The organism is Polaribacter gochangensis, from assembly GCF_046224025.1.
In the GTDB taxonomy this organism is placed as follows: Bacteria; Bacteroidota; Bacteroidia; order Flavobacteriales; family Flavobacteriaceae; genus Polaribacter; species Polaribacter gochangensis.
The window spans coordinates 500243-516012 of record NZ_JBJXRF010000001.1 but is presented as its reverse complement, the minus strand read 5'-3'; the positions used below and the strand labels follow the sequence as shown (position 1 = coordinate 516012).

Sequence of the window (15770 nt, the reverse complement as noted above, 5' to 3'; positions counted from 1 at the left end):
ATTTATGTGAATATTATGATGTAATTTTGCCATAGCAATTTATAAAATGAAATTTTCTAACCAATTAATTTACTGGTATTTACAAAATGATAGAGATTTGCCTTGGCGAAAAATCAAAAATCCATATTTTATTTGGCTATCAGAAATAATGCTACAACAAACCCGAGTTAACCAAGGTTTGTCTTATTATCATACGTTTACAAAAGAGTTTCCTACGGTTTTTGATTTGGCAAATGCAAGCGAATCTAAAGTTTTAAAGCTTTGGCAAGGTTTGGGATATTATTCTAGAGCCAGGAACTTACATTATTCCGCAAAATATATTGCGAACGAATTAAATGGCGAATTTCCATCAACCTACGAAGAAATAAAAAAATTAAAAGGCGTTGGAGATTATACAGCTTCTGCAATTTCGTCCATTTGTTTTGATGAATCACAAGCTGTTGTAGATGGAAACGTATACAGAGTTTTGGCTCGATATTTTGGTATTAAAATACCAATTAATTCATCCGCAGGAATTAAAGAATTTAAAGAATTAGCGCAAACATTAATTGACCCAAAACAACCAGGAACACACAACCAAGCAATTATGGATTTTGGCGCGTTGCATTGCAAACCTCAAAATCCGCTCTGCGAAACCTGTCCGTTAAATGATAGTTGTGTTGCTTTAGAAACCAAAACCATTAAAGAACTACCAGTTAAGGAGAAGAAAATAAAAGTCAGAAAAAGATATTTTAATTATTTGGTTTTTATTTCGAATGATCACAAAACCATGTTGTCTGAAAGAAAAGGAAAAGGAATTTGGCAAGGTTTGTTTCAGTTTCCTTTAATTGAATCAGAAAAAAGCATTTCAATAAAAGAATTGTGCTTAGAACTTGAAACAAAAGAGATACCTATTGAAGGTGTTGTATTGTTTAATAAAAAAGAAATAGTTCATAAACTCTCTCATCAACATTTATACACGAAGTTTTGGGTTGTTAAAAAAGATAAACTACATGATAATCAGGTAGATTGGAAAACAATAAAAAAATATCCTGTACCAATCCTAATCGCTAATTTTTTAGAAAACTTCAATCCTATAAACGGATATTTTTAGTACATTTGACTATAAATTAGTTTGTTAATTCGTCCAATTTATTGAATTGACAAAAAAAGTAAAAACAGTATAAACATGGCTGGAACATTAAATAAAGTAATGCTTATTGGGCATTTAGGAGACGAAGTTAAAATGCATTATTTTGAAGGCGGAAATTCTATTGGACGCTTTCCTGTTGCAACAAACGAAACTTACACAAATAAGCAAACTGGCGAAAAAGTAACCAATACAGATTGGCATAATATTGTGGTTAGAAATAAATTGGCAGAAATTTGCGAAAAATATTTATCTAAAGGAGATAAAATTTATTGTGAAGGAAGACTTAAAAACCGTCAATGGGAACAAGATGGCCAAAAAAGATATGCTACCGAAGTTCATGTTACAGAGATGACTTTTTTAACCACTAAAAAAGAAACGGTAAAGCAAGAAGCTACAGCAGAGAAAAAGCCAGAAGCAAATACTCATGTTGAAGAAAACGACGATTTACCATTTTAGTAACTAAACCTTTAAAACTTGGATCCAGAACCCGCAAGTATATTTTTATTTTTAGCATTAAAACTCGATTTTATCATCGCAATTAATAGTATTGTGCTACTCTTTTTATTGCTTTGTTCTGCGTTAATTTCTGGATCAGAAATTGCATTTTTTTCACTTTCACAAACACAATTAGACGACCAAACAGAACAAACGAAAGGAAGTAGTTTAGTAGTGAAATTGCTCGAAAAGCCAAAAAAATTACTCGCAACTATTTTAATTACCAACAACTTTATCAACATTCTTATTGTATTATTATTTGCTGGTTTAAGCGAAATGATTTTAGGAGATAAAGATTTTTCTATTAATTGGGGAATTATTTCTATTTCTAGTTACATCGTAAAGTTTACCATAGAAGTAGTTTTAGTTACTTTCTTAATCTTATTGTTTGGAGAAGTTTTACCAAAAGTGTACGCCTCTAGAAACTCATTAAAGTTTTCTAATATTATGGCAAAACCAGTACATGTTTTAAGTACAGTATTGACTGTTTTTAGTTTGCCATTAATTCGGTTAACAGGCATTGTAGAAAAGCGTTTAGGTGGTAGAAATTCTGACTTTTCTGTAGAAAAATTATCACAAGCATTAGAGCTTACATCAGACGAAACCACTACAAAAGAAGAAAAGAAAATTTTACAAGGAATTGTAACTTTCGGAAATACAGAAACGGTTCAAATAATGAAACCTAGAATAGATATTTTTGCTATTTCTGATGAAGAAGAATATAGTGATATTCTAGATAAAATAGTAAAAAGAGGGTATTCTAGAAATCCTGTTTATCATGAATCTATAGACAATATTATTGGCGTTTTATATGCTAAAGATTTATTAGCGCATTTAGACAAAACCAAGTTTAAATGGCAAGATTTATTGCGCGACCCATTTTTTGTTCCAGAAAACAAAAAGTTAGATGATCTATTAAGTGAGTTTCAGGACAAGAAAAATCATTTAGCAATTGTGGTTGATGAATATGGAGGAACAAGTGGAATCGTAACTTTAGAAGATGTTATTGAAGAAATTGTTGGAGATATTAATGATGAGTTTGATGAAGAAGATTTAGCCTATTCTAAATTAGACGCTAACAATTATGTGTTTGATGGAAAAACAACCATTAAAGATTTTTGTAAAGTAGTAGATATTGATGATGAATCTATCTTTGAAGAAGAAAAAGGCGAATCTGAAACCTTAGCAGGATTTATTTTAGAAATCTCTGGAAAATTTCCAAGAAAAGGAGAAAAAATAAACTTCCATAATTTTTCGTTTACTGTTGAAGCGCTTGATAAAAGGCGAATTAAACAAATTAAAGTAACCAGATTACATGCGTAATTTTTATATCCTTTTTTTAATAGTGATTCTTTTTTCTTCCTGTAAAGAAGATGTTTTACCAAAGCCAAAAGCCTATTTAAGTTTGCAATATCCAACAGTAACCTATAAAAAAGTTGTGGTTGCAAAACCGTATAGTTTTGAGCTTTCCTCTAATGCAGAAATACTTGAACAACCAAATTTTTGGAGACAAATAAAGTATCCGAAGTTAAAAGCATCTATAGACATTACGTACAGACCAGTTAAAAATAATTTAAGAGAGCTGCTAACAGAATCAGAAAAATTGGTGTATAAACACGCGGTTAAAGCTGAAGAAATTAGTACTACAAATTTCGAAAATTTTGATCGCCGAGTTTTTAGTAGTATGCAAGAAATCTCTGGGAACGCTGCTTCACAAATCCAGTTTCATATAACAGATAGTACCGCTAATTTTATAAAAGGAGCTTTGTATTTTTATGCAAAACCAAATTATGATTCTATTTTACCAGCGGTAGATTATATTAAAAAAGACATTATGCGTTTAATAGAAACACTTGAGTGGCAGAATAGATCGAAATACGAGTAAAACAATTTTAAAAACACTAACGGAAAAGAATTAAGTCTTGACTTTTCTGCTTTGCAGCCACAAATAAAATTGCAGCCCAAATAAAACTGCTCCGGCTAATAAATGTGTTGCTTGGGTTCCTATCGGAAATTCTGCATAATACATTAACATGCCTGTAATGGTTTCTAAAAAGATTAAAAACACTATCCAATTCACCAATTTATAGCCTAGATTTTTCATCTGATTTAGATAAAATAAACCAAGATTTACTAATACAATTGCAATGGTAAAAGATCTGTGAAAGTAAAATTTAAAACTAGGGTTTAGCAAACTATAATTTTTATTTTCGAAACCAAAGAGCTTTACTTGTTCATCTATAAACTGACGAACTTGTGTTCCTACGGCAATTTGTATCAAACTAAAAATAGCAGAAATAATTAATAATTTACTAAATATAGAATGGTGTTTGTGAGTTTTTTTACTTTGTGATGAATCAAGAGTGGTGTCAGAGGTAATAGATAGCAATCGTAATAATAGTGCAATAATAATTAAACCACCAACCATATGAATGGTAATAAGTGTTGGTTTTAAATTAGAATCTACAACTAGTTTTCCCATCCAAGCTTCTACCAACATTAAGAAAAAAGCCAACCATGCCAAGATGGTGATTTCTTTATTTTCTTTCCAATATTTAAAGGCAGAAACGATTAAAAATAAGAAGAAAATTCCTGCAACAGCAGAAGATAGTCGGTTGATGTATTCTGTCCAAGTATGAAATTTATTAAAAGTTGCATACTCGTGTTTTGTGTATTTTTCCCAGTTATTTGTGGTAAAAGTTAGGTAGGTTTTTACATCTTTTTGAGCAACATAGAGTGTTTCGTCTTTAATGATGATTATTCCTTTTTTGTAATTTGTATTTGGTTGCCAAGTAATTTGTTCTTCGGATGTTGGCGGAATGTAGTATCCAAAACATTTTGGCCAATCTGGACACCCCATTCCAGAACCGGTCATTCTAACAACAGAACCAGCTAAGAAAATAACGTAGACGGAGACTAAAGAAAGTTTTACAAATAAAGGAAATCTTTTTTTCACGCTACTTATTTTTCAACTTCATTAAAACTGGCAACTTGTTTAGAACTTTTTACCGTGTACAAATCTCCACCTGCAATTCCGTTTATAAAACTATTTATATCTTCAACAGAAATAGTATTTGCATCGTATTCTACTAGCCCTAAACTATCTTTGAAGATTACTTTTGCAGAGGTAATTCCTGCTTTTTTAGACAATTTAGATTGTATGGTTTTTGCGCAACCAATTTCGCAAGTCATTCCAGAAATATCAATCGCTACTTTTTGTAACTTAGGTAATTTTGCAATCGTTATTTCAGGTGTTTTTTTGGTTTCTGTGTTGCAAGCTGCAAGAGTAAAAACAGCTATTAATACTACTGATATAATTCGTTGAAGTTTCATTATAAATTTAAGTTATTTGATAATGTTACAAATTTATCAATTAATTGTTTCATATCAGTAGAATTAAACGATTTTTGTGAAAGATAAAAGGTTGATAAATGGATTCTAAGAATCAAAAATGGATTTATTTAAGTATTTTGGCATTAGTTTGGGGAAGTTCTTTTATACTAATGAAAAAGGCTTTAATTGGGTTAACGCCAATTCAGTTAGGGGCTTTAAGAATTTTAATTGCTAGTGTTTTTTTATTGCTGATTGGTTTTAAAAGTATTAAAAAAATCCAAAGAAAACATTGGAAATATATTGTGTATACCGCCATTTTAGGAACCTTTATTCCTGTGTTTTTGTTTGCATATGCGGTTAACGGATTAGACAGTTCTATTGCTTCAATCTTAAACTCTTTAACACCTTTTAATACCTTTATTTTTGGTGCTTTGGCATTCGGATTTACGTTTAAGAAACAACAATTAATCGGAATTTTTATCGGATTGATTGGAACAATAATCCTTATTTTAAAAGGCGCAGATTTAAATCCAAATCAGAATTATTGGTTTTCTATTTTAATAATTATTGCTTCAATTGGGTATGCGTTTAATGTAAATATTGTAAAAAAATATTTACATGATATTAGCGCATTAAGTATTGTTTCAGGTAATTTTTTACTGTTGATTATTCCGTCGTTATTAGTTTTATTATCGACTGATTTCTTTGCGACTTTTGAAATGGATGAAACTAACATTAGCTCTTTAGGATACACAACTGTTTTGGCCATTGTAGGAACAGGATTGGCAAAGGTTTTATATAATAAAATGGTGCATTTAGCAACACCAATTTTTGCATCTTCGGTTACCTATTTAATCCCGATTGTTGCCGTTTTTTGGGGAATTTTAGATGGAGAAAAATTAAGTTTAATCCAGTTACTGGCAGCTTCAATTATTTTGTTTGGGGTGTATTTGGTTAATAAGAAGAAATAAAAAAATCCATAGCAGAAACTATGGATTTTTAAAACGTTGTTTTTTTATTTTATTTAAAATCAGCGTCAGAAATTCCTTCGTTAATTTTAATTTCAGCAACTACAAACTCTAACTTCATTGGTCCCATAGACATTGAAGTTTTATGCGGAAACTTAATTCCGTTTACTTCTTTGTAATCAGAAAATAATGTTGGTGTTTTTGTTTCTTTTCCGTTTACTTCATTGGTAACAACTTCTTTAAGTTTTAAACCCGTTTCTACATCATAAAACACTTCTGTTTTGCCAGAAATAATTACAAATACGTTTACTCCGTCTAGGTTTGCAATTCTATCTAGTTTTCCGTTTTTATAAGCTTCATCTTTAAAAAGAGTGTTTGTTTTTGCTTCAGCAATTTGCTCAGCATTTAAATCAACTCTTCTTCCTTGTTGTTCTGCGTACCCTTTTTTTCCGTCAAAAACTTGTTTGGAAAATGTCTGACCCATTCCAGAAACAATAGCAGAAACTTTATTTGGCGCTGCCATTTTTGTGGTTAAATTAATTGCCATTCCTTGCACAGTTGCATTAGAACTTGTTAGAATTGTTTTTACTGTTTTTGTTCTATCAAAACCACCAATAGCTGTAAAATATTTATCAACGACGTTTGCTGCAGTCATTCCTGCAGGAATGGGCATATCCATTTTTGGTTTTGTAGTAGGATTGGCATTTTTATCAAAATAACTAATTGGATAATTTAACTTTTCTAAGTTTTTTAAAACATCTACACCTTTACCTGTTACAACGATTCTTGCTTTATTTCCTTTAAAATATTTATAAGCAGCATTTTGCACATCTTCTACGGTTACGGCATTTAAGTTTTTTAAATAATTTGTATAAAAATCTTTATCTAAACCTAAGCGTTCAATATTTAAAGCATAATTAGCAATTGTAAAAGGACTTTCTAATGCTCTAACAAAACTACCAGTATAACTAGCTTTTGCAGTTTCTAATTCTTCTTCGGTTACGGGTTGAAATCTAATGGTATTTATTTCTCTCATCATTTCAACAACAGTGCTATCTGTAACCATATTTCTTACAGATGCAGAAGTTCTAAACCTTGAAACATATTTGCTTGTACCAATAGCAGAACCTGCACCATACGTATAGCCTTTATCTTCTCTAATGTTACTGTTTAAACGAGAGCTAGCACCACCACCAATAATATAATTTGCTAATAACACACTAAAATAATCTTTGTCTTTTAATGTTAGTTTTATGGTGTTTATTACTGATACTTCTGATTGTACAGCGTTAGGCATATCAATAAAATTGATTTGAGAATAGTCTACGTTTTTAACTTCTGGAAGTGTACTCACAGGAATTTCTCCTTTTTGCCAAACACTAAATAATTTTGTTACTTGTTTTTTTATGGATTTAAAATCAACATCACCAATAATGACTAAATATGCATTGTTTGGTTTGTAATAAGTAGCATATACCTCTTTTACATCTTGTAGCGTAATATTGTTTAAAGTTTCTTCGGTTGTAAATTCTCCAAAAGGATGATTTTTGCCATAACTTAAAGCAGTTTGAACTCTTCTTGCGATTCCTGCTACATTTTTTTCAGAATTCTTAATTCCAGTTAAATTTTGTTTTACTAATTTATCAAATTCTTCTTGCGAAAACACTGGATTAAAAGCAGCATCGGTCATTAATTCTAAAACTCTTGGAAAATATTTAGTTAAAGAACTTGCGCTACCACCGCCACTATTAAATGAAATATTTGCCCCTAAATAATCTACTTCTTTGTCAAATTCACTTTTTTCAATTGTAGTACTTCCTGTTCCTAAAAGTCCGCCCATTAAACCATCAACTCCTTTTTTATTTCCAAATAATTTAGGTGGATTGTCTATTAATAATGTTGCAGATATTCTAGGTAATTTATGATTTTCTACGACCATAACTTTTAAACCATTTTCAAGTATAAACGTACTTGGAGTTCCTAAGTTAATTGTTGGCGCTGGTCCTGGTTTTGGTTGTTTTGTTCTGTCTATTTGCGCTGTTGCTGTATGTGATAATAAGAAAACAGCTAGTATAGAAAATATATGTTTTTTCATGATAAGTTTTTTTCTGAGTTAGTTTTTCTTTTGAGATTCTGGTAAGTATTCTATAACAACTCGCTTGTTTTTGTCTAAGTATTTTTTAGCAACTCTTCTAACATCTTCTTTAGTAATTGAGTTAATAATACTTAATTCTTTATTGATGTAATTTGTGTCGCCAACTAACATATAATTTCTAGCTAGTGTGCTTGCAATTCCTTCTATGCTCGAATTTGCATTTACAAAACTATTTTCGAAAATATTTCTTACTTTTTGTAAATCTTCATCAGAAATTAACTCGGTTTGTAGTTTTAAAATTTCCTCATCCATACTTTTCTGAAGTGTATTTAAAGAAGTTTTTCCAACCGGAATAGCAAGAATGCTATAAACACTATAATCTTCTAGGGGTCTAGCAAATGAAGCTACTTGAAGCGCTTCTTTATTAGTATCCACCATTTTTTTATACAATCTAGAACTTTTACCAGCACTTAGAATTGTAGAAATTACGTCCAATACTTTTGCGTCTCTTTCGCTCATAGACGGAGTTTTATGAGCAAGAATTAAAGCGGGTAATTGAATGTTAGAATCGTATTCTTTAACATGTTTTTCAGTTGTTCTTCCTGCTTCAACAATCTTTTCTCTAACAGGTTTTGCTCTCTTAGGAATAGGCTCAAAATATGCTTTAATTAATTCTTTTGTTTCTGAAGTTTTAAAATCACCAGCAACAACTAAAACCGCATTATTTGGCATATACCATTTTTTGTAAAAATCTTTAAAATCTTCTAGTTTGGCTGCATCTAAATCTTTGATGTAGCCAATCATTGGTCTACCATAGTTGTGTTTATCAAAAATATGATTGTAAATATCTCCATAAATAAATTTACCATACGGAGCATTATCCATTCTTGTTCTCTTTTCTTCTTTTATGACTTCATTTTGAGTATCAACTCCTTTTTGATCAATTACTGGGTGTAATAATCTTTCAGATTCTAACCATAAACCAAGTTTTAAATTGTTTGAAGGAAAGGTTTCAAAATAGTAGGTTCTATCCCAATCTGTATTTGCATTATTTCTTCCTCCGTTTGCAGCAACAATTTTAAAAAACTCACCTTTTCCAATATTTTTTGTTCCTTCAAATAATAGATGCTCAAAGAAATGAGCCATTCCTGTTTTTCCGTTTTCTTCATCTTTTGCGCCAACATGATACATTACTCCAATTGTTACTACGGGTGCTGTGTTATCTTGATGTAAAATTACATGCAGTCCGTTTTTTAAGGTATATTCTTCAAATTCAACCTTTTGGGCTTTAATTGTTGTTGTAGTAAGCAATAACAAAGTTAAAGTTAAGACACTTTTTTTCATTGAGTTATTTTTAATAGATTTAACTGTTATTATAGTTTGACGCATAAAGACTAGCTGTGTTACATTAAAAGTAATTTAATTTTTTGTTTTAAAAGGCTTAAAATTAGGTTAAAAATCTATCTAAACACACCTTGTGATATTATAAATAAAAATGTATATTTGCACCCGCATTTTCACTAAGAAGGTGTTTCATTTAAGTATAAATACGCAAAACTAATAGTATGTACGCAATCGTAGAGATAGCAGGGCAGCAATTTAAAGTAGCAAAAGACCAAAAAGTTTACGTTCATCGTTTACAGGGAGAGGAAGGATCAAAAGTTTCTTTTGATAATGTTCTTTTAGTAGAAGATAAAGGAAATGTAACTATTGGCGCCCCAGCTATAGAAGGAGCCACAGTAACGGCAAAAATCTTAGGTCACTTAAAAGGTGATAAAGTAATCGTTTTCAAAAAGAAAAGAAGAAAAGGTTACAAAAAGAAAAATGGACATCGTCAGTATTTAAGCGAGATTCAAATTGAATCTATCGCTGCATCTGGTGCTAAAAAAACAGCTAAAAAAGAAGCTGCTCCTAAAAAGGAAGCTGCTCCTAAAAAAGCTGAGGTAAAAGAATCAGCAGCAACTGTTGATTATAGTTCAATGACAGTAGCAGAATTAAAAGCAGCAGCTAAAGAAGCAGGAATTAAAGGATATACTTCTTTAAAGAAAGCTGAATTAATTGAAGCTTTAACTAAATAAATAACCAATTTTAAAACCATACAATCATGGCACATAAAAAAGGAGTAGGTAGTTCGAAGAATGGTAGAGAATCAGAATCGAAACGTTTAGGAGTTAAAATTTTTGGAGGACAAGCTGCAATTGCAGGGAATATCATCATCCGTCAAAGAGGAACAACACATTATCCAGGAGAAAATGTATATATGGGAAAAGACCATACTTTACATGCTAAAGTGGATGGGGTTGTACAATTTCAAAAGAAAAGAGACAACAGATCTTATGTTTCTGTTGAACCATTCGAGGTTTAAGACTTCATAAATAAAATTATAAACTCCCAAACACATGTTTGGGAGTTTTTTTTGGTATAATATTTCTATATTTGGGATAAGGTTATAATATTTCTATGAAAAACATAAAATACCTTTTCTTTTTAGTTTCATTTATAAGCACAATATCTTTTGCACAAAGTCAAAGCGATCAATTAAAAGATATTAATAAAGTGGAAGAGTTTATTTTAGCTAAAAAATTAGACTCAGCATTATTTATTTTAAAAGATTTAGATCCATCTAAACGAGTGCAAAGATTAAAAAAAATAGCATTAAATGAAACGCTTTCATATGCAGATTATTTCACATTTGTAGCTCAAACTGGAAACAAACCAGGAAGAGATTATACATTGGTTTCTAATTTTATTAACGAAAATATCTCTGAACCAACGAGTAAAAACATCAATTTAGACTATGTAAAAATTAAATGGGTACAAGCAGGTAAGCTAAGAGACGAGAAAACAATTGCAGCAGCAAATATAGAAAACGAAAAGCTTAAAAAATATATAGAAAAATTCGATCCAAAAGAAAAAGATGTTCAGAAAGCTCTCATTTATTTAAATATTCATAGAATTGTTCTTTACACAATAGAAAGAGATTTGCCTAATGGGAAAAAACTAGCATTAGAGAACTTAAAGAAATCAAGAGAGTTACAAGACATAGCATTAATTATAGCGTCACTATATCACCTGAATGATTTTATTATTTTAGAAGGTAAACTACAAGAATATATTGATATCTGTGAAGAAGGTTTAGCACTAGAAAAAAAACTACCGAGCACAAGCGATTATTATTACGGAACGATAACCCATGCTTTAGACGCTTATATTTATAAAGGCGGTCATGGAAAAAGAGTAGAAGAACTGTTAAAAATTCTTTATAATGAAGACAATACAAGGCATTTGAGTTATTCTCTTTATTCAAAATACCTTGGTACTATTGACTTAAAATCACCTTTTGCGAAAAATATTTTCAAAAAATTTAACGCTTCAAATCTGGTTGATTATTGCCAGAAGATAACTTTAGAAGGAGAAAAAGTATTGAATCCAAATGATTTTTTTCATTTAGTAAATGAGAATTCTAGAACCTTAGAAAGACACAATTTTTTAAAGGAAGCAATTTTATATAATAAAAAATCTGTTGACCTGATTCGAAAAATTTATTCAAATGATTTAGCAAACTCTTTATCTGACGCAAAATCTAAATATGCCATTCAAGAAAAAGAATTAGAAGTTACACTAGAAAAAGAACGCTCTAAATTATATAGCATCATAGCATCATTGGCAGGTTTCTTTTTGGTGATTTCTATTTTTATTATAATCCGTATTGTAAAACAACGAAAAGAGTTGTCGCGCAGAAATAATAAAATTAAAAAACAACGAGACGATTTAGATAAAGCTTATAAAGAAAAAGAGTTGTTGGTTAGAGAAGTACATCATCGCGTAAAAAATAACTTTCAAATTGTATCGAGTTTACTAGAATTACAGAGTAAAGGAATTGAAGATGAAAAAGCGCTTGAATTGGCTAATGAAGGAAAAAACAGGGTAAAATCGATGGCTTTAATTCATCAAAAATTGTATCAAAATGAAAGCGGCTTGGTAGATTTTGATGAATACATAAAATTATTAGTTAAAGAGTTGGCATCTTTAAATACTTCTGGTAAAAAAGTAACAACAAAAATCGCTTCAGAAAACATGTTTTTTGATGTTGATACTGCAATTCCGTTAGGTTTAATTATTAATGAAATAATAACAAACTCCTATAAATATGCTTTTTCTAATGATAAAAAACACGAGTTAGTAATTTCTATTAGTAAAGAAGAGAACGAAGAATATACATTGATTGTTAAAGATAACGGTCCAGGTTTAGATGCTTCTTACGACATTAAAAAAGCAAAAAGTTTAGGACTGCGTTTGGTAACAAGGTTGGTGAAACAACTACAGGGAACTTTAATACAAACCAACGAAAATGGTGCAAAATTCGAAATTCACTTTAAAGACATTCACTCTAGACTTTTAACAGACTAAGTTTTTAAAATGCTAAAAAAGACATGAATAAAGTAAAAATTTTAGTGGTTGAAGACGAAGTAATTATTGCAGATCATATTTGTGATTCTCTTGAAGAGTTAGGATATGAGCCTTTAGAACCAGCGATAAGTTATACTGAAGCCATTGAAACTATTGAAGCAGAAAAACCAGATATTGCCATCCTAGATGTTCAATTAGCTGGAAAAAGAACAGGAATTGATTTGGCAAAAACCATTAAAGAAAAGTACGACTTTCCTTTTATTTTTTTAACATCTAATGCAGATGCGGCAACCGTTAATTTGGCTAAAGAAGTAATGCCGCCAGCATATTTAATAAAACCTTTTACAAAAGATGATCTTTTTTCATCCATCGAGATTGCTTTGCATAATTTTTCTAAAAAAATTGGAGAGGCAACAGAAAGTAATCTTATTTTTAAAGATTCGCTGTTTGTTAAAGAGAAAGGGTTTTTTACAAAAGTACTTTTTGATGATATTTTGTACATAGAAAGTTCTCATGTTTATGTTGAAGTTTTTCTTAAAAACCAGCAAAAATTATTGGTAAGAACTAGTTTAACTGAAATCTTAAGCAATTTAAGCCCTAACTTTATTCGTGTTCACAGAGGTTTTATTGTAAATATTAAGTACTTAAGCCAGATAAATACTAGTGTAGTAATTATTGGAAATAAAAACATTCCGATTGGTAAAAAATATAAAGAGGATGTCTTAAAGTTGATTAATACAATCTAAAACTAGTGTTTAGAACAATATTTAATTGTTTAAGAACATTTTGTTAGCAGTCAATTACTTAATCATATATTTTTAATGAAGAATTTAACAGTTTAAAAAGAATCGGGGGAATCTATTTTAAATTTGTTTAGAAAATTTTTAATGAAAAAGCTATCTAAATTTAGATAGCTTTTTCTATTTCTATCAATTACTATTATTTCTACTCCTTACTATTTTGTACATTTACCAGTATGAAATTCATCTATAATTTAATCATACAAACAGCAACCTTTTTTCTTGCTATTGTTGCCTTATTTAATAAGAAAATAAGCCTTTTTGTTGCAGGAAGAAAAGAGACATTTTACAAATTATCTTTTTTAAAAAATGCTGAAAAAGTGATTTGGATTCATGCTGCTTCTTTGGGGGAATTTGAACAAGGAAGACCCATTATAAAAAAAATAAAGAAACAATATCCATTGTATAAAATTGTACTGACTTTTTTTTCTCCTTCGGGATATGAAATTCGCAAAGATTACAAACATGCCGATGTTGTTTGTTATTTGCCAATGGATTCAAGAAAAAATGTTCGTAAATTTTTAGAAATTGTAAATCCGTCGATGGCAGTTTTTATAAAATATGAGTTTTGGCCAAATTATTTATTTGGATTAAAAGAAAGAAATATTCCAACCATTTTAGTTTCTGGAATCTTTAGAAAAAAGCAAATTTTCTTTAAATCATTTGGTGGTTTTATGAGAAAATCATTAAAAGCCTTCAATCACTTTTTTGTACAAGATGAAACGTCAAAAGATTTACTAAAAAGCATCAATATAGAAAATGTAACTATTAGCGGCGACACACGTTTTGATAGAGTCTATGAAATTTTACAACAAGACAATTCGTTAGATTTTATTACGGAGTTTAAAAACAATCAATATACAGTTGTTGCGGGAAGTACTTGGAAAGAAGATGAAGAATTATTGGTGAGTTATATCAATCAATCAGAAGGTGAAAAATTTATAATTGCTCCACATAACATCAATGCAAAAGAGATTGAATTGTTAAAAAAAGCCATCAACAAGAAAGTTGTTTTATATTCAGAGTACATAAAAAATGTCGGGTCGAGCGGAGTCGAGACAACTAAAAAACAAAACCTCTCGACGGAGCTAGTCTTGAGCGAAGACGAAAGGCTCGAGGAGACAAAATTAGTATTAAAAGAGTATCATGTTTTTATTGTGGATACCATCGGAATTTTAACCAAAATATATGCAGCTGCAGATGCTGCTTATGTTGGTGGCGGATTGGCAAAAAACGGCGTTCATAATGTGTTAGAACCCGCAACTTTTGGGACGCCAATTGTTATTGGACCAGAGTATAAAAAATACAAAGAAGTTGTAGATTTGATTGCTTTAAAAGGCTGTAAAGTAATTGCAAATCAAAACGAATTTTCAACTATTTTTACAAAATTAAAGTCAGGCAAAGACTACAGAGAGCAATTAGGAAAAATTAATCAGAACTTCATAAAAAACAATATTGGAGCAACAGATTCAATCCTAACATTTATCAACCAAAAAATAACTAATTAATGGAATTTATATCACAACCATGGGCTTGGTACGTTGCTGGTCCGATGATAGCAATTGTTTTGTTACTGATGAATTACTTCGGACGAGGTTTTGGAGTATCAACAAATTTAGAAACATTTTGTACCATTGGCGGAGCAGGAAAAAGGTCTAATTATTTTAAAAAAGATTGGAAAGAACAAAGTTGGAGCTTGGTTTTTGTGTTGGGAATTATTCTTGGTGGATACCTTTCTTCTCAGTTTTTAATGCCTTCAGAAAGTATTGCTTTAAATACTGAAACAGTTTCTGAATTAGCAGAATTAGGTTTTGCAAATGCCGGACAATCGTATTTGCCTGCAGAAATTTTTAACACAGAAAATATCTTTTCTTTAAAAGGATTTGCCATTTTAATTGGCGCAGGATTTCTCATTGGTTTCGGGTCGCGTTATGCTGGCGGATGTACTTCTGGACACGCAATTACAGGATTGAGTAGTTTACAATTGCCATCATTATTGGCGGTAATTGGCTTTTTTATTGGTGGTGTAATTATGACTTGGTTTTTAATTCCTTTGATTTTTTAGCTAGTACAAATGTCAGGTCGAGCGGAGTCGAGACCTAATTGAAAAAATAAATACAATGAAAAACATCAAATTTTTAGCAATAGGAACACTTTTCGGAATTATCTTAAGCAAATCAGAAGTGGTTTCTTGGTACAGAATTTACGAAATGTTTAAATTTCAATCATTCCATATGTTCGGAATTATCGGAAGCGCAGTGGTTATATCAATGGTTTTAATGCAATTGTTTGAAAAGGAAAAAATCAAGAATTTTAATGGTGAAAAGATTATCACGAAAGAAAAGAAAAAAGGATTGATAAGAACCTTAGTTGGCGGAACCATCTTTGGATTAGGTTGGGCATTAGCTGGCGCGTGTCCGGGCCCAATGTTTGTGTTAATTGGACACGGAATTACAAGTATTTTTATTGTACTTTTAGGTGCAACAATCGGCGCTTTTGTTTATGGATTATTAAGTGAAAAGTTGCCAAATTAATTG

At 30.5% G+C, this 15770-nt stretch carries 16 protein-coding genes; 12 read left to right on the top strand and 4 right to left on the bottom strand.

Features of this window, described 5'->3' with window-relative positions; genetic code table 11:
- Window positions 1–46 precede the first annotated feature (46 nt).
- The 4 genes from mutY (at window position 47) to gldD (ending at window position 3512) form a co-directional block, all read left to right on the top strand.
- Entirely contained in the window at window positions 47–1093 is a 1047-nt protein-coding gene (mutY, locus tag ACEWL1_RS02395; protein WP_409231684.1) for an A/G-specific adenine glycosylase, read from the top strand.
- A 75-nt stretch (window positions 1094–1168) separates the two neighbouring features.
- Window positions 1169–1588, top strand: a complete 420-nt coding sequence (locus tag ACEWL1_RS02390) for a single-stranded DNA-binding protein (RefSeq protein WP_409231683.1) — start codon at window positions 1169–1171, stop codon at window positions 1586–1588.
- Window positions 1589–1606: 18 nt separating this feature from the next.
- Complete coding sequence (gene gldE / locus ACEWL1_RS02385) at window positions 1607–2950, top strand: gliding motility-associated protein GldE (protein WP_409231682.1); 1344 nt, start codon at window positions 1607–1609, stop codon at window positions 2948–2950.
- Window positions 2943–3512 (top strand): gliding motility lipoprotein GldD, encoded by a 570-nt coding sequence (gldD, locus tag ACEWL1_RS02380; RefSeq protein ID WP_409231681.1) that lies wholly within the window; start codon window positions 2943–2945, stop codon window positions 3510–3512. Before gldE ends, gldD begins: the two co-directional genes overlap by 8 nt.
- A gap of 30 nt (window positions 3513–3542) precedes the next feature.
- Here the strand turns inward: gldD and ACEWL1_RS02375 are convergent, their stop codons facing one another.
- Both ACEWL1_RS02375 and ACEWL1_RS02370 read right to left on the bottom strand, forming a co-directional pair.
- Window positions 3543–4583, bottom strand: a complete 1041-nt coding sequence (locus tag ACEWL1_RS02375) for a COX15/CtaA family protein (protein WP_409231680.1) — start codon at window positions 4581–4583, stop codon at window positions 3543–3545.
- Between the two features lie 5 nt (window positions 4584–4588).
- On the bottom strand, window positions 4589–4960 hold the full coding sequence (locus ACEWL1_RS02370) for a heavy-metal-associated domain-containing protein (RefSeq protein WP_409231679.1): 372 nt from the start codon (window positions 4958–4960) through the stop codon (window positions 4589–4591).
- Window positions 4961–5058: 98 nt separating this feature from the next.
- On the opposite strand from ACEWL1_RS02370, the gene ACEWL1_RS02365 reads away from it, so the two are divergent.
- Window positions 5059–5931: a DMT family transporter gene (locus ACEWL1_RS02365; protein ID WP_409231678.1), complete on the top strand. Its 873-nt coding sequence runs from the start codon at window positions 5059–5061 to the stop codon at window positions 5929–5931.
- 49 nt (window positions 5932–5980) lie between these two features.
- Here the strand turns inward: ACEWL1_RS02365 and ACEWL1_RS02360 are convergent, their stop codons facing one another.
- Together ACEWL1_RS02360 and ACEWL1_RS02355 are read right to left on the bottom strand one after the other, a co-directional pair.
- Complete coding sequence (locus ACEWL1_RS02360; RefSeq protein WP_409231677.1) at window positions 5981–8023, bottom strand: insulinase family protein; 2043 nt, start codon at window positions 8021–8023, stop codon at window positions 5981–5983.
- A gap of 18 nt (window positions 8024–8041) precedes the next feature.
- Window positions 8042–9367 (bottom strand): M16 family metallopeptidase, encoded by a 1326-nt coding sequence (locus tag ACEWL1_RS02355; RefSeq protein WP_409231676.1) that lies wholly within the window; start codon window positions 9365–9367, stop codon window positions 8042–8044.
- 221 nt (window positions 9368–9588) lie between these two features.
- On the opposite strand from ACEWL1_RS02355, the gene rplU reads away from it, so the two are divergent.
- The 7 genes from rplU to ACEWL1_RS02320 all read left to right on the top strand — a co-directional run bounded on the left by rplU (window position 9589) and on the right by ACEWL1_RS02320 (window position 15767).
- Entirely contained in the window at window positions 9589–10101 is a 513-nt protein-coding gene (gene rplU, locus ACEWL1_RS02350) for a 50S ribosomal protein L21 (protein ID WP_347173311.1), read from the top strand.
- Window positions 10102–10127: 26 nt separating this feature from the next.
- Window positions 10128–10388: a 50S ribosomal protein L27 gene (rpmA, locus tag ACEWL1_RS02345; RefSeq protein WP_409231675.1), complete on the top strand. Its 261-nt coding sequence runs from the start codon at window positions 10128–10130 to the stop codon at window positions 10386–10388.
- A 95-nt stretch (window positions 10389–10483) separates the two neighbouring features.
- Window positions 10484–12433, top strand: coding sequence for a sensor histidine kinase (locus ACEWL1_RS02340; RefSeq protein ID WP_409231674.1), 1950 nt, complete (start codon window positions 10484–10486; stop codon window positions 12431–12433).
- Window positions 12434–12456: 23 nt separating this feature from the next.
- Window positions 12457–13179: a LytR/AlgR family response regulator transcription factor gene (locus ACEWL1_RS02335; RefSeq protein ID WP_409231673.1), complete on the top strand. Its 723-nt coding sequence runs from the start codon at window positions 12457–12459 to the stop codon at window positions 13177–13179.
- A gap of 230 nt (window positions 13180–13409) precedes the next feature.
- A complete protein-coding gene (locus tag ACEWL1_RS02330) occupies window positions 13410–14741 on the top strand; it encodes a 3-deoxy-D-manno-octulosonic acid transferase (protein WP_409231672.1) in 1332 nt (443 codons plus the stop codon).
- Entirely contained in the window at window positions 14741–15298 is a 558-nt protein-coding gene (locus ACEWL1_RS02325; protein WP_409231671.1) for a YeeE/YedE family protein, read from the top strand. The genes ACEWL1_RS02330 and ACEWL1_RS02325 overlap by 1 nt, the downstream gene beginning before the upstream one ends.
- A 55-nt stretch (window positions 15299–15353) precedes the next feature.
- On the top strand, window positions 15354–15767 hold the full coding sequence (locus ACEWL1_RS02320) for a DUF6691 family protein (protein WP_409231670.1): 414 nt from the start codon (window positions 15354–15356) through the stop codon (window positions 15765–15767).
- The last annotated feature ends 3 nt before the right edge of the window (window positions 15768–15770 follow it).

Coding starts and splice junctions, on each gene's coding strand:
- mutY (WP_409231684.1), top strand. CDS start 47: ATGAAATTTTCTAACCAATTAATTTACTGGTATTTACAAAATGATAGA.
- ACEWL1_RS02390 (WP_409231683.1), top strand. CDS start 1,169: ATGGCTGGAACATTAAATAAAGTAATGCTTATTGGGCATTTAGGAGAC.
- gldD (WP_409231681.1), top strand. CDS start 2,943: ATGCGTAATTTTTATATCCTTTTTTTAATAGTGATTCTTTTTTCTTCC.
- ACEWL1_RS02370 (WP_409231679.1), bottom strand. CDS start 4,960: ATGAAACTTCAACGAATTATATCAGTAGTATTAATAGCTGTTTTTACT.
- ACEWL1_RS02365 (WP_409231678.1), top strand. CDS start 5,059: ATGGATTCTAAGAATCAAAAATGGATTTATTTAAGTATTTTGGCATTA.
- ACEWL1_RS02360 (WP_409231677.1), bottom strand. CDS start 8,023: ATGAAAAAACATATATTTTCTATACTAGCTGTTTTCTTATTATCACAT.
- ACEWL1_RS02355 (WP_409231676.1), bottom strand. CDS start 9,367: ATGAAAAAAAGTGTCTTAACTTTAACTTTGTTATTGCTTACTACAACA.
- rplU (WP_347173311.1), top strand. CDS start 9,589: ATGTACGCAATCGTAGAGATAGCAGGGCAGCAATTTAAAGTAGCAAAA.
- rpmA (WP_409231675.1), top strand. CDS start 10,128: ATGGCACATAAAAAAGGAGTAGGTAGTTCGAAGAATGGTAGAGAATCA.
- ACEWL1_RS02340 (WP_409231674.1), top strand. CDS start 10,484: ATGAAAAACATAAAATACCTTTTCTTTTTAGTTTCATTTATAAGCACA.
- ACEWL1_RS02335 (WP_409231673.1), top strand. CDS start 12,457: ATGAATAAAGTAAAAATTTTAGTGGTTGAAGACGAAGTAATTATTGCA.
- ACEWL1_RS02330 (WP_409231672.1), top strand. CDS start 13,410: ATGAAATTCATCTATAATTTAATCATACAAACAGCAACCTTTTTTCTT.
- ACEWL1_RS02325 (WP_409231671.1), top strand. CDS start 14,741: ATGGAATTTATATCACAACCATGGGCTTGGTACGTTGCTGGTCCGATG.
- ACEWL1_RS02320 (WP_409231670.1), top strand. CDS start 15,354: ATGAAAAACATCAAATTTTTAGCAATAGGAACACTTTTCGGAATTATC.